18 protein-coding genes are annotated in these 20,189 nt (G+C 62.6%); 12 read left to right on the top strand and 6 right to left on the bottom strand.

Annotation, left to right across the window (positions count from 1 at the left end; translation table 11 throughout):
* Positions 1-9 precede the first annotated feature (9 nt).
* The 9 genes from U8L64_RS02105 (at position 10) to U8L64_RS02065 (ending at position 10,917) form a co-directional block, all read left to right on the top strand.
* The gene (locus U8L64_RS02105) at positions 10-375 is read left to right on the top strand and encodes a response regulator (RefSeq protein WP_054093130.1); all 366 of its coding nucleotides are present in this window, start codon (positions 10-12) and stop codon (positions 373-375) included.
* A 3-nt stretch (positions 376-378) separates the two neighbouring features.
* A complete protein-coding gene (locus U8L64_RS02100) occupies positions 379-654 on the top strand; it encodes an STAS domain-containing protein (RefSeq protein WP_054093129.1) in 276 nt (91 codons plus the stop codon).
* Positions 655-663: 9 nt separating this feature from the next.
* Positions 664-2,604, top strand: coding sequence for a chemotaxis protein CheA (locus tag U8L64_RS02095; protein ID WP_333393600.1), 1,941 nt, complete (start codon positions 664-666; stop codon positions 2,602-2,604).
* Between the two features lie 63 nt (positions 2,605-2,667).
* Positions 2,668-4,284: a methyl-accepting chemotaxis protein gene (locus tag U8L64_RS02090; RefSeq protein ID WP_333393598.1), complete on the top strand. Its 1,617-nt coding sequence runs from the start codon at positions 2,668-2,670 to the stop codon at positions 4,282-4,284.
* An 8-nt stretch (positions 4,285-4,292) separates the two neighbouring features.
* Positions 4,293-4,814 (top strand): chemotaxis protein CheW, encoded by a 522-nt coding sequence (locus U8L64_RS02085; protein WP_054093126.1) that lies wholly within the window; start codon positions 4,293-4,295, stop codon positions 4,812-4,814.
* Between the two features lie 5 nt (positions 4,815-4,819).
* Complete coding sequence (locus tag U8L64_RS02080; RefSeq protein WP_333393595.1) at positions 4,820-5,647, top strand: CheR family methyltransferase; 828 nt, start codon at positions 4,820-4,822, stop codon at positions 5,645-5,647.
* Positions 5,644-6,690, top strand: coding sequence for a protein-glutamate methylesterase/protein-glutamine glutaminase (locus U8L64_RS02075; RefSeq protein WP_054093124.1), 1,047 nt, complete (start codon positions 5,644-5,646; stop codon positions 6,688-6,690). Before U8L64_RS02080 ends, U8L64_RS02075 begins: the two co-directional genes overlap by 4 nt.
* Positions 6,691-6,755: 65 nt before the next feature.
* Positions 6,756-7,952 (top strand): EAL domain-containing response regulator, encoded by a 1,197-nt coding sequence (locus tag U8L64_RS02070; protein ID WP_333393592.1) that lies wholly within the window; start codon positions 6,756-6,758, stop codon positions 7,950-7,952.
* A gap of 10 nt (positions 7,953-7,962) precedes the next feature.
* Complete coding sequence (locus U8L64_RS02065) at positions 7,963-10,917, top strand: response regulator (RefSeq protein ID WP_333393590.1); 2,955 nt, start codon at positions 7,963-7,965, stop codon at positions 10,915-10,917.
* 176 nt (positions 10,918-11,093) lie between these two features.
* On the opposite strand, the gene U8L64_RS02060 is transcribed toward U8L64_RS02065, so the two are convergent.
* Complete coding sequence (locus U8L64_RS02060; protein ID WP_333393588.1) at positions 11,094-12,092, bottom strand: YeiH family protein; 999 nt, start codon at positions 12,090-12,092, stop codon at positions 11,094-11,096.
* Between the two features lie 100 nt (positions 12,093-12,192).
* On the opposite strand from U8L64_RS02060, the gene U8L64_RS02055 reads away from it, so the two are divergent.
* The gene (locus U8L64_RS02055; RefSeq protein WP_333393587.1) at positions 12,193-13,344 is read left to right on the top strand and encodes a LysR family transcriptional regulator; all 1,152 of its coding nucleotides are present in this window, start codon (positions 12,193-12,195) and stop codon (positions 13,342-13,344) included.
* Here the strand turns inward: U8L64_RS02055 and U8L64_RS02050 are convergent.
* Both U8L64_RS02050 and U8L64_RS02045 read right to left on the bottom strand, forming a co-directional pair.
* Positions 13,268-13,453, bottom strand: a complete 186-nt coding sequence (locus tag U8L64_RS02050) for a RidA family protein (RefSeq protein WP_054093120.1) — start codon at positions 13,451-13,453, stop codon at positions 13,268-13,270. The two genes, U8L64_RS02055 and U8L64_RS02050, sit on opposite strands and share 77 nt — an antisense overlap.
* 110 nt (positions 13,454-13,563) lie before the next feature.
* Positions 13,564-13,704, bottom strand: coding sequence for a hypothetical protein (locus U8L64_RS02045; protein ID WP_156113684.1), 141 nt, complete (start codon positions 13,702-13,704; stop codon positions 13,564-13,566).
* Positions 13,705-14,139: 435 nt separating this feature from the next.
* Between U8L64_RS02045 and U8L64_RS02040 the strand changes: the two genes are divergently transcribed.
* Both U8L64_RS02040 and U8L64_RS02035 read left to right on the top strand, forming a co-directional pair.
* A complete protein-coding gene (locus U8L64_RS02040; RefSeq protein ID WP_333393586.1) occupies positions 14,140-15,147 on the top strand; it encodes a TerC family protein in 1,008 nt (335 codons plus the stop codon).
* Positions 15,148-15,304: 157 nt separating this feature from the next.
* Positions 15,305-16,351, top strand: a complete 1,047-nt coding sequence (locus U8L64_RS02035) for a threonine aldolase family protein (RefSeq protein WP_138299997.1) — start codon at positions 15,305-15,307, stop codon at positions 16,349-16,351.
* Positions 16,352-16,414: 63 nt separating this feature from the next.
* Here U8L64_RS02035 and U8L64_RS02030 read toward each other — a convergent pair whose 3' ends face one another.
* Genes U8L64_RS02030 through arcD form a run of 3 tightly spaced genes read right to left on the bottom strand, consistent with a single transcriptional unit; the run spans position 16,415 to position 20,183 of the window.
* Positions 16,415-17,425 (bottom strand): ornithine carbamoyltransferase, encoded by a 1,011-nt coding sequence (locus U8L64_RS02030; RefSeq protein ID WP_273527458.1) that lies wholly within the window; start codon positions 17,423-17,425, stop codon positions 16,415-16,417.
* 21 nt (positions 17,426-17,446) lie between these two features.
* The gene (gene arcA, locus U8L64_RS02025) at positions 17,447-18,703 is read right to left on the bottom strand and encodes an arginine deiminase (protein WP_077683441.1); all 1,257 of its coding nucleotides are present in this window, start codon (positions 18,701-18,703) and stop codon (positions 17,447-17,449) included.
* Positions 18,704-18,755: 52 nt separating this feature from the next.
* The gene (gene arcD, locus U8L64_RS02020) at positions 18,756-20,183 is read right to left on the bottom strand and encodes an arginine-ornithine antiporter (RefSeq protein WP_333393583.1); all 1,428 of its coding nucleotides are present in this window, start codon (positions 20,181-20,183) and stop codon (positions 18,756-18,758) included.
* Between the last annotated feature and the right edge of the window lie 6 nt (positions 20,184-20,189).

The raw sequence follows: 20,189 nt of genomic DNA, 5'->3' as shown, positions 1-20,189 counted from the left end.
GAAACGAGCATGAGCAAAACGATTCTGGTGATCGACGACTCGGCAAGCATGCGTCAAATGGTCAGCCTGACCCTGCGTGGTGGCGGCTACACCGTGGTAGAGGCGCAAGACGGCAAGGATGCGCTGAGCAAGCTGGACGGCCGTAAATACAACCTCATCGTTTCCGATGTGAACATGCCCAACATGGACGGCATCAGCTTCGTCAAGGCGGCCAAGCAGCTGCCGGCCTACAAGTTTACCCCAGTGATCATGCTCACCACCGAAGGCAGCGAGGACAAGAAGCAGCAGGGCAAGGCGGCGGGCGTACGTGCCTGGATCACCAAGCCGTTCCAGCCGCCGGTATTGCTAGATGCCGTTTCCAAGCTGGTGCTCTGACCGATGACCACGACGGATAACCAGGCCCAGCTGCTGCGTCTCGGTGGCGCCTTCACCATCGAACGTGCCATCGAACTGAAGGCGCTGCTGCTTGGGGAGATCGAGCAAGGTGCGCCGTCGGCCATCAGCCTGGAAGGCATCAGCGAAATCGATTGCGCGGGCCTGCAGCTGCTGTTGGCGCTCCGTCGCCAGCTGCCATCCGTACCCCTGACCGCGCCCAGCCCGGCCGTCGAGCAGCTGCTCGCCCGGGTACGACTCATGTCGCTGCTGGATAACTGAGGAAGTCTCATGGATATGCAAGCCGTTCGCAGCGTACTGCTGGACGAAGCACGCGAGCTGCTGGCCGAGATGGAGCAGGCACTACTGGCCATCGAGACACAAGGGGCCGACAGCGAGCGAATCAACGCGATCTTCCGCGCCGCCCATACGCTCAAGGGCTCCTCGGGCATGTTCAACCTCCATCTGGTGGTCGATTTCACCCATCTGATGGAAAACCTGCTCGCGCAGGTACGTACCGGCGAGCAGGCCATCGATGCGCGGTTGGTGTCGCTGCTGCTCAATTGCGGCGATTACCTGAGCCGACTGTTCGATAACGTCGCCGACGGACGCGAAGAGCAGGACCCCGATCCGGCGTTGCGCGCCGCGCTGTGCACCGAGCTGAGCGCCTATCTGGGCGACGCGCTGACGCCGCCCGCAGCTGCCGACGCTGGCTCATCCATGACCGGCGCCGGCCGCTGGCGCATCAGCCTGCGTCCGGAGCCACAAGTATTTGCGCATGGTCTGGACCCCATTCCGTTCGTTCAGTACCTCGCCGATATGGGCGAGGTGCTCGCCCTGGAGGTACTGCAGGACGAACTGCCGGCTCTGGAGTCACTGGACCCCGAGTGTTGCCATCTGGGATTCGTGCTCGAGCTCCAGGCGGATGTCGCGCGCAGCGCCATCGAACAGGCGCTGGAGTTCATCGAACAGGATTGCGAGATCCTGATCGAGGAGCTGCCGGCCAGTGAAGCGCCGGTGCTCGAGACGCCCGGCGCGCTGTTCGATGCACCGGAGCGCGGCCAGAGCGATGCGCCTGACAACATTCGGGTACGTGCCGCGGAGCAGGTGTTCATAAAGGTCGATGCACGCAAGCTCGACGAGCTGATCAACGCCGTCGGCGAACTGGTCATTCGCAACTCGGCCTGCAACAGCCATAGCGCCAGCCGCCATGATCCGGAGCTCGGCGAACTGCTGGAGGGCGTGGGGCAGCTGGTCGAGCAGATCCGTGATCGTGCGCTGAACCTGCGGATGGTGCCCATCGGCGAGGTGTTCCAGCGCTTTCCACGGGTGGTCCGCGACGTGTGCCGCGAACTGGGCAAGCGGATCGACCTTAAGGTCAGTGGCGCCGATACCGAGCTGGACAAGTCCATGGTCGAGAAGCTGACCGACCCGCTGTTGCACATCGTGCGCAATGCGATGGATCACGGCATCGAGTCGGTCGAGGCTCGCCGGGCTGCCGGCAAGCCGGAGCAGGGCACGCTGTCGCTCAACGCCTATCATCGCTCCGGTGCCGTGGTCATCGAGATCAGCGACGACGGCCGCGGCCTGGATACCGAGCGCATCCTGCACAAGGCCATCGAGCGCGGACTGGTGGAGGAAGACGCCCACCTGGCCGAGCGTGACATCCACAACCTGATCTTCGCGCCGGGGTTTTCCACTGCGGAAAAGGTGACCGATCTGTCCGGCCGAGGGGTGGGCATGGATGTGGTGCGCCAGAACATCGAGCAACTGCGTGGCAGCGTGGACATCGAGAGCAGTCCCGGCCAGGGCTCGACCTTCCGTATCCAGTTGCCGCTGACCCTGGCGATCATCGATGGCTTCCAGGTCGCGGTCGGCGACGCCGACTTCGTGCTGCCGCTGGACCTGGTCGTGGAATGCCTGGAGTTCAGCGAGCAGTCCGGCAGCGACGTATTCAATCTGCGCGGACAACCCTTGCCCTATCTGCGTCTGGCAGATCGCTTCGACATAGCACGTAAACCGAGCGCTCGCGAATGCCTGGTGGTGGTGCAGTGCGGCGAGCAACGCGCCGGCATCGTGGTGGATCGGTTCGTCGGCGAGATCCAGGCGGTCATCAAGCCACTGGGCAACTTGCTCAGCGGCATGCGCGGCTTCAGCGGCTCAACGATTCTCGGCGATGGCAGCGTCGCCCTGCTGCTCGATATTCCCGCGCTGGTCAGCAGCGCCGCGTGACGGGCGTTTCCGTCGTTCAACTTCTTTTCGATTCAAGCTCGAGGCGTAACGATGAATTGGTTCATGAAACTCAGTCTGGCTAAAAAGCTGCTCAGCGCATTCTTCACGCTGGCATTGATCGCCGCGGGAATGGGCCTCTATGGCCTGAGCAACATCATCTCGATCGGTCAATCGCTGAACGGGTTGTACCAGAACAACCTGGTCGCAACGGCCAAGGCACAGAACGCTTACAGCCAGTACCTGATCTACACCCGTACCGCACTGCGGCTCCTGACCCAGGAAGGCGCCGAACGTGAGGAAACCGTCAAGCGAGCCATCGCATATCGCCAAGTGTCCCAGGACGCGTTCGACGAGTACCGCAAGACGGTAATGAGCGACGCAGAAATCAAGATCGCCGAGAAGATCCAGCAGGGCCTGGATGCCTACATTGCCGGGGTTCAGAGCGCGCTGGCGCTGGCGCGCGAGGATCGGGCCGCTGAAGGCATGGCCATCATCAACGGGTCGCTGCGGCCGATCTCGCACGAGATCGAAAGCAACTTCGAAGCGCTGGTAGCCGAGATGCTGAAGCAGGGCGCCGCAGCGGATCGCGCCGCTACCGACACCGTCGCCTCGATGAAGGTGGTCATGGGGATTGTCATCGCCCTGGCCGTGCTGGCGGCCATTCTCTTCGGCATGTTCCTGACCCGTGTGGTCGTGCGCCAGCTGGGCGGTGAGCCGGATTACGCTCGGGATGTCGTGCAGCGTATCGCCCAGGGCGACCTGACCGTGAAGGTCAACCTGCGCAAGGGCGACGAGGACAGTCTGCTCGCCGCCATGAATGGCATGGTCGTGCGGCTGACCGATGTCATCGGCCAGGTGACCGCTTCGGCCAACTCGCTCGCTTCGGCTTCCGAGCAGGTTTCCGCCTCGTCCGGCACGCTCAGCCAGAACGCAACCGAACAGGCATCCAGTGTCGAGGAAATCAGCGCCTCCATCGAGGAGACCGCTGCGACTGTCACGCAGAACGCGGAAAATGCCGGCCTCACCGACAGCATGGCGACTCAGTCCGCAAGCTCGGCCAAGGAGGGTGGCGAGGCGGTACGCGAAACCGTCGACGCCATGAAGTCCATCGCCGACAAGATCAGCATCATCGATGACATCGCGTACCAGACCAACCTGCTGGCGCTGAATGCGGCCATCGAGGCAGCCCGTGCCGGCGATCACGGCAAGGGCTTCGCCGTGGTGGCCGCCGAGGTCCGCAAGCTGGCTGAGCGGTCCCAGGTGGCGGCGCAGGAGATCGGTGCACTGGCTGGCTCCAGCGTGAAGATGTCCGAGCGTGCCGGCACGCTGCTGGAAGAGATGCTGCCGTCCATCGGCAAGACTGCCGATCTGGTCAAGGAAATCGCTGCCGCGTCGCAGGAACAGCGCTCGGGGATCGACCAGATCAATGGCGCCATCGTCGAGCTGTCCAAGACGACCCAGGCCAACGCCTCGGCCTCCGAAGAGCTTTCCGCTACCGCCGATGAGATGAGCAGCCAGGCGCTGCAACTGCAGAGTGTCATGCAGTTCTTCAAGACCGAGCAGCGGGCGGAGCGAGCATCGAGCAATACGCGCAGCGTGCGTCCGGCGAGCCCTCGCGGTGCGTTGCAGAGTGTCGTCTCGACGGATGCCGTCGACGAAAAACTCTTCGTTAGCTTTTGAGGTGTTCCATGGCTGAGTCCGAGGAAAATCTCGAACTGGTACGTCAGTACCTGATGTTCAACCTGGGTGGCGAGACCTATGGCGTGGGAATCCACGCCATCCGCGAGATCATCGAGTACCCGGGGGTCACGGCGATACCGCTGGCGCCGCGTTTCCTGCATGGGGTGATCAACCTGCGCGGCGCCGTGGTGCCGGTGCTCGATCTGTCGGTACGCTTCGGCCAGGAGCCTACCGGCATCAACCGTCGAACCTGCATCGTGGTCGTCGAAGTCGCGCAGGGCGACAACCTGCACATGCTTGGTGTACTGGTCGACGGCGTGACCGAGGTGCGTGAGGTGGAGCCGGGTGAAGTGGAGCGCAAGCCGCAGTTCGGCACCGGGCTGCGCAATGACTTCGTCATCGGCATGCTGCGCCGCGAGCAGGGCTTCATCCCGATCCTCGATATCGCTGCGGTGCTGTCGCTGGTCGAGCTGGAAACGCTCATCGAGGCGGGCTCCGGTGCCGATGTCACTGCTGCGGCGGCGGGATAACGCCGATGAAGCCGCTCAGCTCCGCCAACTTTCAGCAGATCCAGCAATGGCTATACCAGACCGCAGGCATTCTCATCACGGGGCAGAAAAGCTCGATGGTGGTCAGCCGGCTCTGGCGCCGGGTCGATGAGCTGGGGCTGGGCGACTTCGACGCCTATCTCGCCCATGTTTTCAGCCCAGCAGGGCAGGCGGAACGCGCGGAGATGCTCGACCGCCTGACCACCAACGAAACCTACTTCTTCCGCGAGCCGGCACATTTCGCCCGGCTCAAGAACCAGATCATCCCCAGCAGCGACGAGCGGCCGATGAAGGTCTGGTGCGCGGCGGCGTCGACCGGCGAGGAGCCTTACAGCCTGGCGATGGTGCTGGCCGATCAGCTCGGTGGCAATGGCTGGCAGCTGGTGGCCAGCGACATCTGTGGCCGGGCTTTGCAGCAGGCGCGTAGCGGCCTGTATCGCCTGGACCGCCTGGAGCTGTTGCCGGTCGACTACCTCAAGCGCTTTTGCCGGCGCGGAACGGGTTCTTATCAAGGAATGATGATGATCGATGCGGCGCTGCGTGCGCGAGTGCGTTTCGAGCAGCACAATCTGCTGTGCCCCTGGCCGGAGGCGGGGGGATTCGACGTGATCTTTCTGCGTAACGTCTTGATCTATTTCGATCAGCCGACACGTCAGCGGGTGATCGACAACCTGTGCGCAGCCCTGCGCCCGGGCGGATGGCTGATCATCGGCCATTGCGAATCGCTGACCGGTGTCCGCTTACCGCTGCAGCAGCTGGCGCCATCGATTTACCGAGCGCCGGAAGCGGCGGCAGCGCGGAGGGTGTCGGCATGATCAAGGTGATGATCGTCGATGATTCGGCCGTGGTGCGCTCGATGCTGCGCGAACAGCTGGAGGCAGAGCCGGATATCGAGGTGATCGGTGTCGCGCCCGATCCGTTGTTTGCTTTCCAGAAGCTGCGTACCCTGCGCCCCGACGTACTGGTGGTCGACGTGGAAATGCCGCGGATGGACGGCGTGACATTCCTGCGTCAGCTGATGCAGGACGATCCCATTGCCACCATCGTGTTTTCCTCCCTGGCCGAACAGGGCTCGGCCATTGCACTGGATGCGATGGATGCCGGTGCGGTGGCGATCCTGTGCAAGCCCGGTGCTGGTGTTGGTCAGTTCATCCAGGAGCAGCGTATGCAGCTGGTGCAGACGGTGCGACAGGCGGCCGCCAGCCGCCTGCGGCGCGTGGCGTGTCCGACCAGGGTCGCACGCAGCGGAGTTTCGCCCTTGGCCAGCACGGCGCTGAGTCGCACCACTGATGCGATCGTCGCCATCGGCACCTCCACTGGCGGAACGCGGGCGTTGGAATATCTGCTCAAGCGGATGCCAAAGGACTGCACCGGACTGGTGATCGTCCAGCACATGCCGGCCAACTTCACCCGGCAGTTCGCGCAGCGGCTGGACGCGGCCTGTGCCATCGAGGTTCGCGAGGCGCAGGATGGCGACCGTGTTTTGCCGGGGCGGGCGTTGATTGCACCGGGCGGCCTGCACCTGAGTGTCCGACGCAATGGTGCGCAGTATCAGGTGATGGTGCAGGATGGCCCGCCCGTCTCACGCCACAAGCCTTCGGTCGACGTGCTGTTTCGTTCGCTGGCCAAAGCGGCGGGGCGCAACGCGCTCGGTGTCATCATGACGGGCATGGGAGATGATGGCGCCCGCGGACTGAAGGCAATGCGCGATGCCGGGGCGTCCACGCTGGCGCAGGACGAGGAGAGCTGCGTGGTGTTTGGCATGCCCAAGGAGGCGATTCGCCTGGGTGGCGTCGAGCAGATTTGCAACCTGGAAGATCTGCCCGAGCGGATCGCCCATTACGGACAGAAGATTTGACAGCTTTGGAACTATCTATAGCGGCGGGGTTGGCTGAGCTCCCGGAAGCAGTCCGCGCACGGCAGGTGCTGATCGTCGAGGACAGCCCCTTTCAGCGCGAGCTGCTTTGCGCGCTGCTGAGGGGGCTCGGACTCGAGCGCATCCAGCAGGTCGATGATGGTGGGGCTGCCCTGGCCATCCTGCGGCACTGCGACGACGAGCTGCCGCTGCTGCTGGTCGATCTGGAAATGCCGGGAATGAACGGCATCGAATTACTGCAGCGATTGGGTGAGGAACGGATCTTCTGCGAAGTGGTAGTCGTCAGCGCCCGCGAGGAAGCGCTGATCTGTACGGTGGAAAGCATGCTGCAGGCCGCAGGCGTTCCGCTGCTCGGCAGCCTGCGCAAGCCGATCGAGGGCCGTGATCTGCACCGACTGCTGTCTCAGACGGGGCAACAGCGAGACGATCAGGGGCGCGCCGAGCGTTTGCGGCCGCTACCCAACGAAGCTGAACTCGAGTCGGCGATTCAGCGCGGTTGCATACGGCCCTTCTACCAACCCAAGGTGCACCTGCGAAGTGGAAGGGTCACCGGCTACGAAGTGCTCGCGCGTTGGCTGGAACCGGACGGCGAGCTGATTCCACCTGCCGATTTCATACCTCTGGCCACCGGCAGTGGCCAGCTCTGTGAGCTGACCTTCAATCTCGTGCGGCAAGCCATGCAGCATTTGCTGAGCTTGCAGGATGAATCCATCAGCATCTCCCTGAACGTCGATATCAGCTTGTTGGCGAATCGTCATTTTGCTGACGACCTCATTCATCTGGCGGCGAGCGCACACTGTCGCCCGAGCCAAGTGATACTCGAAGTCACCGAAAGTGCACTAATGGACGATCCTCTGGTGACGCTGGCGTCGGTGGGGCGTCTGCGTCTCGCCGGTTTTGGCCTGTCGATTGACGACTACGGTACGGGGTTCTCTACCCTTCGCCAGCTCTCACGTTTGCCCTTCACGGAGCTCAAGATTGATCGTGCGTTCGTTTGCGAGGCACATCAGAACCGGCGCGCCCGGGCAATTCTGTACTCTGCGATCGAGACGGGGCACAAGCTCGGGTTGCCTTGCGTAGCTGAAGGGGTCGAATGCAAGGACGACCTGTTGCTGCTTGAGTTGCTGGGTTGTCATTCAGGACAGGGGTACCTGTTCGCGCGACCGATGCCAGCCGAACTGCTCGGCGACTGGCACGAGCGGCACAAGTCACGCACGTCCCTCAGCGAATGGTGCGATGAGTGAGGCGTAAGGCATGACGAGGTTACGCCGACTGCTCGCCCCGACCAGTGCTTGCCTGCTGTTGGTGTTGCTCACCATCGCGGCGTTACAAACCGTGCGTAGCAAGGTGGCAGCTAATAACGCCGCCCAGCTCGGCAAGCAGATGGTTGTGATAAAGGACCTGTTGCTGCACTGGCAACACCGTCACCTGATGGCCGTTCGCGGAATGGCGGAGCTGCATGACGTTCAGGCCTGGGCGGCTCAGCCGCGGGACACGGATGCCAGCATCGATACCTATCTGGCCGAACACCTGCGCGCGCTGTATCTGGCGCAGGGATATGTGGGGCACGTGCTGTTTGATGGCGACCTGCAGGTAATAAGTGACAGCAACCAGACCCAACGGCGCACCTTTATGCTGCCGGAGCCGGCCCGCGACACGCTGCTGCGCAGCCAACGCGAAGGTGGATCAATTTCGCGACCGTTCCCGGCACCGGTGCCGTTGCTGAATTCTGAGCGGATCCTGCCGGCAGGCACGCGCATGCAGATGGCGTGTGCTCGAATCGGGGCTGACCGTGCCGAGCAGATTCGCCCGCCCGTGCTATGCCTGCGCCTGGCGCCGGATAACGAACTGAGTGCATTGCTAGCGAGGTTGGAGGGGCCCCAGACCCGGGTGTTTGCAGTGGATGGCGAGGGTGCGCGACTCACATCGCTTTCGAGTCCTGGGGACGTCGAGCACTTATCGACCGGTCTCCCGATTGCCCCCGACCAAGGCTCGGTCAGCTATTCCGAGGGCTACCGTGATCGTGACGGCACCCAGGTTGCGGGCGCGGCGCTCTGGCTGGATGAACTCGATCTGGGACTGGTCATCGAACATGACCTGCTGCCGCTGTATGGCGCGTATCAACTTGGGCGCAATCTGATTCTGACCTTGTGCGCGACGGCCGTCGCTCTGGTGATCTGGCTGACGTTGCGAACCCGACGTGATCGACGCTACCTCGCCGAGCGCGAGTCGCTATATCGCCAGGTGCTTGACCACTTGCCACTTATGGTCCGCATACGTGATCCGGAAGGGTGTGTGAAGCTCGAGAACGCGGCTGTACGAGGTTCCGATGTCGAGGGCTGGGGCCGTCTCGATCTGTGCGGTGGCAACCTGAACCGCGAGCTGCCTCCGTTAAGCCAGCTGGTATGGGAAGCGCAGCTGGAAATCTTGCGCACGGGCATTTCGCAGGAGCGCCAGTTCGTGTCGAGGGGGGCGGACGAAAAACAGGCGGATTTTCGTGCCTACCGCCTCATCGCTTTCCCGATCCTCGACAACAAGGGTGCGCTTCGCGCATTAGGCAGCCTCGCCATCGAGGAAACCAATCAGGCTCGCGATCGGCTCGCCTTGCGCGAACTGGCGGCCAATCTGGAAAGACAGGTAAAGGAGCGCACGGCCGAGCTGAGGGCCGCTAAAGAGCAGGCCGAGTCGGCAGCTCAGGCCAAGGCAAATTTTCTTGCCAATATGAGTCACGAGATTCGTTCGCCGCTCAATGCCGTGGTCGGTCTTGCGCATCTGGCCCGGCGAAACAATCGCGAAGCAAAGACGAATGTTTACCTGGACAAGATTCTCAAGTCAGCGGAGCACCTGCAGGACGTTGTTGGCGACATCCTTGATTTCAGCAAGATCGAAGCTGGTGAGATGCAAGTCGAACGCGTGCCGTTTGCGTTACGCAGATTACTGGACAGCGTCGTAGATATCGTCTGGGAGCGGGCCAGCGGCAAGCCCATTCGGCTGATCGTAGATGTCGATCCGAAGTTGCCTGGCTGGTTCAAGGGTGATCCGCTGCGCATCGCCCAAGTCCTGATTAACTTCATGGACAACGCAATAAAATTCACGGACCGCGGCTGCATTTCCCTGCGGGTCTATCTAGAGGAGATTCGAGCCACAGAGTGCGGGCTGTGCTTCGAGGTGCAGGACACAGGCATAGGCATGCCCGCGGAGCGACTGGACGAAATGTTCAGGCCGTTCCAGCAGATGGATGACTCAATCACACGTCGCTACGGTGGAACCGGCCTGGGTTTGGCAATCTGTTCGCAACTGGCTGGACTGTTGGGTGGACAGGTCATCGCGCGAAGCGAGCCGAACATGGGCAGTTTGTTCGGGCTTCGGCTCGGGTTGGAAATCGTCCCCGATACCGTTGACGATGAGGAAGAGAACTTTCACTCAGGTGGCAGTTTTTCTCTTTCCGGCAGGCGGGTACTGCTCGTTGACGATGATCCGCTGAATAGAGACGTCGCCCACGAGCATCTCACCTCACTTGGGCTGGATGTCCTGATGGCGACAAATGGTGCGGAAGCCCTGCAGTGCCTTGCATTGGAGAAGGAGATCGATCTACTGCTTCTAGACGTCCACATGCCGGTCATGGATGGTTTGGAGACGGTGAAGAGGCTTCGGCCCGACTACCCCGGTTTGCCCGTCATTGCCCTGACAGCCAGCAATCTGGCCGTAGAGCGTGAACGATGCCTGGCAGCAGGTATGAGTGATTTTCTCGCCAAGCCAATTGATCCTAGACATTTGGAGGCAATGCTCGAACGCTGGCTGTGCCGCTCATTAGAGAGGCAAACCCCCAGGGGTAACTTGTTGTGCCATGCGTGCCTCCCCACCATCGAAGGATTGGATCAGCACGCTGCATTGGATCGTTTGCTAAACAACCACGAGCTTTACATCAGCTTGCTCAGGCGTTTCGTCGGTGATTACTCATCCGTAGCCAGCGACCTGGCTGGCGATCTGTCGTATGGCCGAAAAGAAGAGGCTCAGGAGAACCTTCATCGATTCAAATCGATCGCAGGAGCTATCGGTGCCGATAAACTTCAGATATTCAGCACGGAGCTGGAGAGCTGTCTGCGAGACGAACTTGATTACGACGTGGCTCTTGTCCGTTTCAATGACGAATTCGACCGACTTTTTCGTGCTGTAAGGGAAGGGCTCCAATCAGCAGCCCATCCGTGAACGAATCAAGTCATCGAACCGCTGCAATTTGAGCGGACATCCGCTCTTGGGGGATTCCGCCAAGTTCCCACCCCGCGCCGCGACGATCCATGAACCGCCCCGGTTTTCTCGCGGGCGGTGGGGGCGGGATTTAGCTGCCAGCACAGCCCAGCCGAACCCGTTGAGATTCCGTCCCGTCACAAAAAGCTGAGGAGCCTCACCGCCACCAGCCCGCCCGTCGTGAGAAGAACGAACAGACACAGCGCTAGAGCGAATGGTTTGATGCCCAGTGCGGCCAGCTTTTCGAGGCGTGTCTCGTACCCCAAAGCCGACATGGCCATGGTCAGAGCGACCTGCCCCGTCAACACGAGTCCACCGTGTAGCGAGGCCGGTAGGCGCACCGCGCTGTTGAAGCCGACCATGGCCAGAAAGCCGAGTGCGAACCAGGGAATCGTTAAGCTGCCACGCTCGGTGCGAACTGCATCGGTACGCCGTCGTATCCACCACTGACCGATCAGCAGCAGGAAGGGGACCAGTAGCATCACGCGCACCAGCTTGACGATCACGGCAGTGGCCAGCGCGTTCGGCCCGACCGCATCACCCGTGGCAACCACTTGTGCCACTTCGTGAATCGTGGCGCCTATGTACACTCCAAACTGGTCTTCGCTCATGCCCGTATGCGGGTAGAGCAACGGATAAACGAGCATGGCCAGTGAGCCGAATAGCACTACGGTTGCCACCGCCATGGACGTCGCAGCGGGGCGCGTACGAATCGCCGCTTCGGTCGCCAGGACTGCGGCCGCCCCGCAGATCGCGCTGCCGGCACAGGTGAGCAGCGTGGTCTCGCGATCGATTCCGAACACTCGGGTGCCTAGCTGATACCCAACCAGCACGACAGTCCCGATTACGAGGACGTCCAGCAATAGAATCGACGGCCCAAGCGCCGCGATCTGCTGCACGGTCAGCGAGAGGCCGAACAGCACGATGCCGCCTCGCAGCAGCCAGCGTGTCGCGAAACATACGCCCGGCCGTACCGCCGGCGCCATACGTTCGAAACCCGGCAGGTTACCGGCGATCAGCCCGAGCAAAAGCGCAAAGACCAAGGGGCTGAACCCGGTCTCGTGCAGAACTGGTATCGATTTCAGGCCATAGCCGGCTACCGTCAGAAACCCACAGAGCATTAGCCCTTGCCACATAGCCGCTCTCCTTTTGGCGCTTGTCGGTGGCCTAGGTTAGGTGCAAGGTAAGGGGGCTGTGAAAACGGTTATAACAATATAACTATTCGGAAAAGGCGCTATGCACCCGGGAATCAGCTTTCGCCAGCTACAAGTCTTCGTGGCTGTGACCCGCGCCGGCACGGTCGGCGCGGCTGCAAGGGGGCTGAGCCTGTCGCAGTCGGCCACCAGCCAGTCGCTGGCTGACCTTGAGAAGCATCTGGGCGTGCCACTTTTCGAACGGGTTGGCAAACGTCTGCAGCTGAACGAGCTGGGCAGTCGGCTGCTACCGAAGGCCGAACACTTGCTCCATGATCTGAACGCCTTCATCGACGCCGCACGCGAGCCGGATGGCGAACTGCAGGGAACGCTGACCGTTGCGGCCAGTGCGACCATCGGAACCTACCTGCTGCCGGAGTTGGCAGGGCGATTCAGCGAGCAGCATCCTGCGGTAGACCTGCAGGTACGGCTTCGCAATACCGGCGAGGTGATCGCCGACCTGTTGCGCCTCGAGGCTGACCTCGGTTTGATTGAAGGGCAGTGCTGCGACCCCAAGCTCAAGTCCGAATTCTGGCGGCATGACGAGATGGTAGTGGTCTGCAATCCGGCTCACCCCCTCGCGTCGCGAGGTCGGCTGTCTCACGCGGACATTCCGATGGAGAACTGGATCCTCCGTGAGCCCGGCTCCGGTTCGCGAGCGGTGTTCGAGGCGGCCGTCCGCCCGCTCGCTCAACGCATCAGGGTGCGAATGGAGCTGAGTCAGCATGAGGCGATCAAGCAAGCGGTGCGTGCCGGCTTCGGGCTGGGCTGCCTGTCGCGGCTGAGCGTCGCCGGTGAGCTGGGGCGTGGTGAACTGGTTGCACTGGCGACCGATCTGCCACTGAGCCGTACGTTCTCGCTTGTCTGGCACCCTGATCGCTATCGCAGCCCGCTTTGGCAGGCTTTCAAGTGTTTTTGCAGGAAGAGCGTTTGGGCGGCTCGCGTTCGGCTACGAACGCTAAAGTCGACGTTCGCAACGAGGGCTGAAGGCGGCGGCTCCGTATCGCCGAGCCCGTGGTTGGGCAGCTTGGCCGCTCCCCTGGCTGACCTTCACCGCTGCACCGGCTCGCGCCAGCGGTGCCTCGCTATTGGTGTGGGGAGCCCGCAGGTTCGAGCGACTAGCGGTCCGCCTGCCGCGGGCGGGCCGCGATGGCCTCGATCTCGAACAGCAGCCCCGGCAATGCCAGGGCGCTGACCTGTACGATGGAATCGGCCGGGTAGGGCGGGCGGAAGAAGCGCTTGCGCAGCGCGACGACGTCGGGAAAGCAGGCCATGTCGGTGACGAAGAGGGCGACCTTGAGCACGGCGCCATCGCCTTGCGGTCGACGTTGGCGAAGTATTTCTGGGTGGCCAGTTCGATCAGCACATCACGGGTCAGCTGGAACATGATTTCCTTCCTCTCTTGTTCTTGTTGTCAGCGGGTGAACGCGTGGTAGGCGGCGTCGTTGGGATTTTCCGGCGCCGGATAGGCCTTGCGGCTGGGCTTCAGGCCCAGGGTCAGCATCAGCTCGCAGACCATAGGGATCGGGATGATGATTTTTATACGATTCGTCATTGTGGCTCCTCGCTATTTCATTCAACGGTCCTCTGACCTGAACTAGCAAGGAGCCTGCCAACTATTAACTTATTGATTTTAAAGGCGAATTCTGAGTTCTTCGGATTTCAATTTGAAAGGAAACGGCGCAGGTTGAAATCGCAGCGTGACCGGTGCGTCAGGTTGCGAATCGCCTCGTGATCGTGGCGCCGATTCCGGGGGAGGGGTGGCCGATCGATTGATACCGACCTGTCTCTAGCGAAAAGTGCCCTCCGTGAGCGCCGGTCAGGGCGTTCAGATGTGGCAAAACATGAGAAATACTTCGCAATACCTCGCGCTTGTGGCGTGACGCTTCGCCTCACTAGAGTAGCGGGGTGACACCGGGCCCCTCTGGCGGTTTCTTACCGCGATGTCGGAGTCACAGTCGTTTTGACTATGACTGAAAGGAGGGGCTCGATGACTGCCCTAGAACCGTTTCTCCTTGCCGAATTTCTCGGCACGGCCACTTGGCTGTGGCTGGTCTTCATCGCCGTCGTGGTGTCGCTGCTCGCCTTTGATCTGGGAGTCCTTCACCGGGACAATCACGAAATCGGCGTGCGCGAGAGCCTGATGCTGTCGGCAGGCTACATCAGTGCCGGTCTGCTGTTCGGTCTGTGGGTGTATTTCCAGAAGGGCAGCGATGCCAGCATGGATTACCTGACCGGCTTCCTGATCGAGAAATCGCTGTCGATGGACAACGTCTTTCTCATGGCGACCATCTTCGGCTTCCTGGCGATCCCGCGGCAGTACCAGCATAAAGTGCTGTTTTGGGGAATCATGGGCGTGCTCGTGCTGCGGGCGCTGATGATTGGTCTGGGCGCGACCCTGATCCACGAATTCAGCTGGATTCTCTATGTGTTCGGGCTCTTCCTCGCCGCGACCGGTCTGAAGATGCTCTTCAGCAAGGTTGATGATCACCCAGATCTCGAACGCAATCTGCTGGTCAGGTTTCTGCGCAAGCACCTGCGGGTAACGAATACGCTGCACGAGCAGCGCTTCTTCGTGCGTCAGCTAGACGCGACGGGCAAGCCGGTGCTGTGGGCGACGCCGCTGTTCCTCGCGCTGATCCTGATCGAGTGTGCCGACCTGGTCTTCGCGGTCGACAGCGTCCCGGCGATTTTTGCCATTACCCAGGATCCGTTCATCGTCTATACGTCGAACATCTTCGCCGTCCTCGGGCTTCGGGCGCTCTACTTTGCGCTCGCCGCGATGATCCATCGCTTCGCGTACCTGAAGTACGCACTGGCGCTGGTACTGGTGTTCATCGGCGCGAAGATCTTCCTGGTGGGCATCATCGGCAAGATCCCGTCGGTCATCTCCTTGAGCGTGACCGTGGCGTTGCTGGCCGGGGGCGTCATCGTGTCGATGTACAAGACCCGGAACGTGCAGCCCGGTGGCACGGCGACTGACGAAGGAGAGCGCTGAACACGGCGGGCAACAACGCGTGGCGCGGGCGTGTACTAGCTTCTGGCCGGAACGCTTTCGCTGCCCGCGAAGTCTTCACTGCGAGAGTCGGCTCGCGGGGTTCTACAATCGAACCTACTGCCTCAACCGCCCCGCAGCGTCATATGACGAGGATGTGATGACAATCGCCAATCAGCAATTCGCCAGCGACAACTATTCCGGCATCTGCCCCGAAGCCTGGGAAGCCATGGCCCGTGCGAACCAAGGCCACGAAAAGGCCTACGGCGACGACCAGTGGACCACGCGCGCGGCCGATCACTTTCGCCAGCTGTTCGAAACCGACTGCGAGGTGTTCTTCGCCTTCAACGGCACGGCGGCCAATTCCCTGGCGTTGTCGTCGCTTTGCCAGAGCTACCACAGCGTGATCTGCGGTGACATCGCTCATATCGAAACCGACGAATGCGGTGCCCCGGAGTTCTTCTCGAACGGCTCCAAGCTGCTGCTGGCCCCGACGGAGCAGGGCAAGCTGACGCCGGCGGCGATTCGCGAGGTAGCGCTCAAGCGCAAGGACATCCATTACCCCAAGCCGCGCGTGGTGAGCCTGACCCAGGCCACCGAAGTCGGCACCGTCTACCAGCCCGACGAGCTGCGTGCGATCAGCGCGACCTGCCGGGAGCTCGGGCTGCACCTGCACATGGATGGCGCCCGCTTCGCCAACGCCTGCGCACACCTGGGCCTGTCGCCGGCGGAGCTCAGCTGGAAAGTCGGCGTCGACGTGCTCTGCTTCGGCGGCACCAAGAACGGCATGGCGGTAGGCGACGCCATTCTGTTTTTCAACCGCGAACTGGCGACCGATTTCGAGTACCGCTGTAAGCAGGCCGGTCAGCTCGCGTCCAAGATGCGTTTTCTTTCGGCGCCCTGGGTCGGCCTGCTGGAAAACGGCGCCTGGCTGAAATACGCCGCCCACGCCAACCGCTGTGCCCGGCTGCTGGCCGAGCTGATACAGGACCTGCCGGGCGTCGAGCTGATGTTTCCGGTGCAGGCCAACGGCGTCTTCGTCAGCCTGCCGCCAACCGCGCTGGACGCGCTGAGAAGCCGCGGCTGGATGTTCTACACCTTCATCGGGGTCGGCGGCGCGCGGTTCATGTGCTCGTGGGACACCAGCGAAGCCCGCGTGCGGCAGCTGGCCGATGACATTCGCGCGGCGGTAACCGGCGCCCTGTAGGCGCAGCGACCGGTGCATCGAGCGGGCAGCGCCTAGGGGCAGCGCCCGTTGCGCTGAGGATGTTCAGATACCGCCGAGCGTGGCTACCAGTACCGCCTTGATGGTGTGCATGCGGTTCTCGGCCTGGTCGAAGACGATGCTCGCCGGGGACTCGAACACCTCGTCGGTGACTTCGATTCCGCCGGCCAGCTCGGGATGATGCTCGGCGATCTCCTTGCCGACCTTAGTCTCGGCGTTGTGGAAGGCCGGCAGGCAGTGCATGAACTTCACCCGCGGATTGCCGGCGGCCTGCATCAGCGCCGCGTTGACCTGATAGGGCAGCAGCAGGGCGATGCGCTCGCCCCAGGCCGCGACCGGCTCGCCCATCGATACCCAGACATCGGTATGAATGAAGTCGACGTCGCGGACGGCTTCGCGCGGGTCTTCGGTCAGCGTCAGCCGCGCCCCGGACTGCGCGGCGAAGGCGCGACAGGCGGCCAGGTGTTCTTCATGCGGCCAGAGGGCCTTGGGTGCACCGATGCGCACGTCCATCCCCAGCTTGGCGCCGACCAGCAGCAGCGAGTTGCCCATGTTGTTGCGCGCATCGCCGACATAGGCGTAGCGGATCTGGTGCAGCGGCTTGTCGCTGTGCTCGCGCATGGTCAGCACGTCGGCAAGCATCTGGGTGGGGTGGTATTCATCGGTCAGGCCGTTGAACACCGGCACGCCGGAAAACTGCGCAAGTTCCTCGACCACGTGCTGGCTGAAACCACGGTACTCGATGGCGTCGTACATGCGCCCGAGCACCCGGGCGGTGTCCTTCATGGTCTCCTTGTGGCCGATCTGCGAGGACGTCGGGTCGATGTAGGTGACGTTGGCGCCCTGGTCGTAGGCGGCAACCTCGAAGGCGCAGCGGGTGCGGGTCGAGGTCTTCTCGAAGATCAGCGCGATGTTCTTGCCCTTGAGGTGCTGGTGCTCGGTGCCGCTGTACTTGGCGTGCTTGAGGTCGCGCGCCAGATCGAGCAGGTAGCGCAGCTCGCGCTCGCTGTGGTGGGTGAGGCTGAGCAGGTGTCGGTTGTGCAGGTTGAAGGCCATAGGGCTGCCTCCTCAATAGTCTCAATAGTCGACCGGATCGCGGATGATCGGGCAGGTCATGCAGTGGCCGCCGCCACGGCCGCGGCCCAGTTCGCTGGCGTCGATGGTGATGACCTCGACACCGGCCTTGCGCAGCAGGGTGTTGGTGTAGGTGTTGCGGTCGTAACCGATCACCACCCCTGGCTCGAGCGCGACCACGTTGTTGCCGTCGTCCCACTGCTCGCGTTCGGCCTCGTAGCTGTCGCCGCCGGTTGCCACGGTGCGCAGCTTCTGGATGCCGAGGGCTTCGGCAACCACGTCGAGAAAGCTCTTTTCCTCGCGACGTACGTCGATACCGCCGGGTCTGCTCTCGTCCGGGCGCAGGCTGAAGGGGGTGATCGCCTGCACGGCTTCGGGGTAGACCGTCACCAGATCGCGGTCGCAGAAGCTGAACACGGTATCCAGGTGCATGGCGGCACGGCTTACCGGCAGGCCGGCGACGATCACCCGCTCGGCGGCGCCCTGCTGGAACAGCGCTTGCGCCAGCTGGCCGATGGCCTGGCGCGAGGAGCGCTCGCCCATGCCGATCAGCACCACACCATTGCCCAGCGGCATCACGTCGCCGCCCTCGAGTGTGGCGAGGCCGTGATCCTGCTCCGGGTCGCCGTACCAGACCTGGAAATCGGCATGGGCGAAGGTCGGATGAAAGCGGTAAATGGCGGCGGCGAGCAGCGTTTCCTGCCGGCGCGCGGTCCAGTGCATCGGATTCAGCGTCACGCCGCCATAGATCCAGCACGTGGTGTCGCGGGTGAATAGCGTGTTCGGCAGCGGCGGCAGGATGAAGCTGGAGTGGCCCAGGTAGTCGCGAAACATCTGCACGATGTCGCCGCTCTGCGTTCCGCGCAGGTCGTCGGCACAGACGCCGCCGATCAGGTATTCGGCCAGCCGGCGTGGCTCCAGCTCTTCCATCCAGGCGCGCACCTCGTGATGCAGGCCGAGCCCGATCAGATTGGGCGTCAGCTTGCGATCGAGCAGCCAGCGCTTGGCGTCGGCGTTGTGCAGGGTTTCGGTGAGCAGGTTGTGCATTTCCAGCACCTCGACGCCGCGCTCGCGCATCTTGGTGACGAAGTCGAAATGGTCACGCTTGGCCTGGCTGACCCACAGCACATCGTCGAACAGCAGTTCGTCGCAGTTGGATGGCGTGAGACGTTGATGGGCCAGGCCCGGCGAGCAGACCAGCACCTGGCGCAGCTTGCCGACTTCCGAGTGCACGCCCAGGGGTGCGGTGGGAATAGCCATGAGGAAATCTCCTGTCATGCCCCTGGCCTTGCCCGACGGCAGGCCAGGCCGATCAAAGGGTCAGGAAGCCGTCATACAGGCCGTAGGCGGCGATCACTGCACCGATCAGCACGCCAGCGAAGATCAGCTTTTCCAGCAAGGTGAACACCGGCTGGCCGCACTCACGTCTGGCCCTGGCGAACAGCAACGCGCCAGGGGCATAGAGCAGGGCCGACAACAGCAGGTATTGAACGCCACCGGCATATAGCAGCCACGCGGCGTAGAGCAACGCAACCAGGGCAATCAGCAGGTCCTTGCGGCGCGCGCCCGGTTCGTTCTCGTAGGTTTCGCCGCGCCAGCTCACCAGCACCGCATAGGCGGCCGACCAGAAGTAGGGCACCAGGATCATCGACGTCGCCAGGTACAGCAGGTTGAGGTAGGTGGCGTCGTTGAACAGGGTGATCACCAGCATTAGCTGGATCAGCCCGTTGGACAGCCACAGCGCGTTGCTCGGGACTTGCCGGGCATTCTCCTTGCGCAGGAACGCCGGCATGGTGTGGTCCCGTGCGCCGGCGAAGAGAATTTCGGCGCAGAGCAGCGTCCAGGCCAGCAGGCCACCCAGCAACGAGACGACCAGGCCGACGCTCACCAGCAAGGCCCCCCAGCGCCCGACCACATGCTCCAGCACGCCGGCCATCGACGGGTTCTTCAACGCCGCCAGTTCCGGCTGGCTCAGGATGCCCATCGAAAGCACGTTCACCAGCACCAGCAGAAGCAGCACGCCGTAGAAGCCGATCACCGTCGCCTTGCCGATGTCCCGGCGATCCTGCGCCCGTGCCGAGTAGATGTTGGCGCCTTCGATGCCGATGAACACCCAGACGGTGACCAGCATCATCCCGCGCACCTGGTTCATGACGCTGCCCAGCTCCAGGTTGCCTTTGCCCCAGAAGTCGGCGACGAAGATGTCGAACCTGAAGGCCAGCGCAGCGAGCACGATGAACAGCACCAGCGGTACGACCTTGGCGATGGTGGTGATCAGGTTGAGGAAGGCGGCCTCGCGGATGCCGCGCAGCACCAGGAAGTGGATGGTCCAGAGCAGCACGGACGCACAGGCGATCGCCGGCCCGGTATTACCCTCGCCGAAGGCCGGGAAGAACAGCCCGAGGGTGCTGAACAACAGGACCATGTAACTGACGTTGCCGATCCAGGCGCTGATCCAGTAACCCCAGGCCGACGAAAAGCCCATGTAGTCGCCGAAGCCTGCCTTGGCGTAGGCATAGACGCCGGTATCCAGCTCGGGTTTGCGGTTCGCCAGCGTCTGGAACACCAGCGCCAGCGTGAGCATGCCGACCCCGGTGATGCCCCAGCCGATCAGCACGGCGCCGGCGCCGGCGCTGGCCGCCATGTTCTGCGGCAGCGAAAAGATGCCGCCGCCGATCATCGAGCCGACCACGAGTGCAACCAGAGCACTCAGGCGCAGCTTTTGCGCAGATTGAGACATTCGAAA

The sequence above is a fragment of the Pseudomonas sp. FIP_A4 genome, from assembly GCF_036701605.1.
Classification (GTDB): Bacteria; Pseudomonadota; Gammaproteobacteria; order Pseudomonadales; family Pseudomonadaceae; genus Stutzerimonas; species Stutzerimonas phenolilytica.
This window is presented reverse-complemented; position numbering and strand designations above follow the sequence as displayed.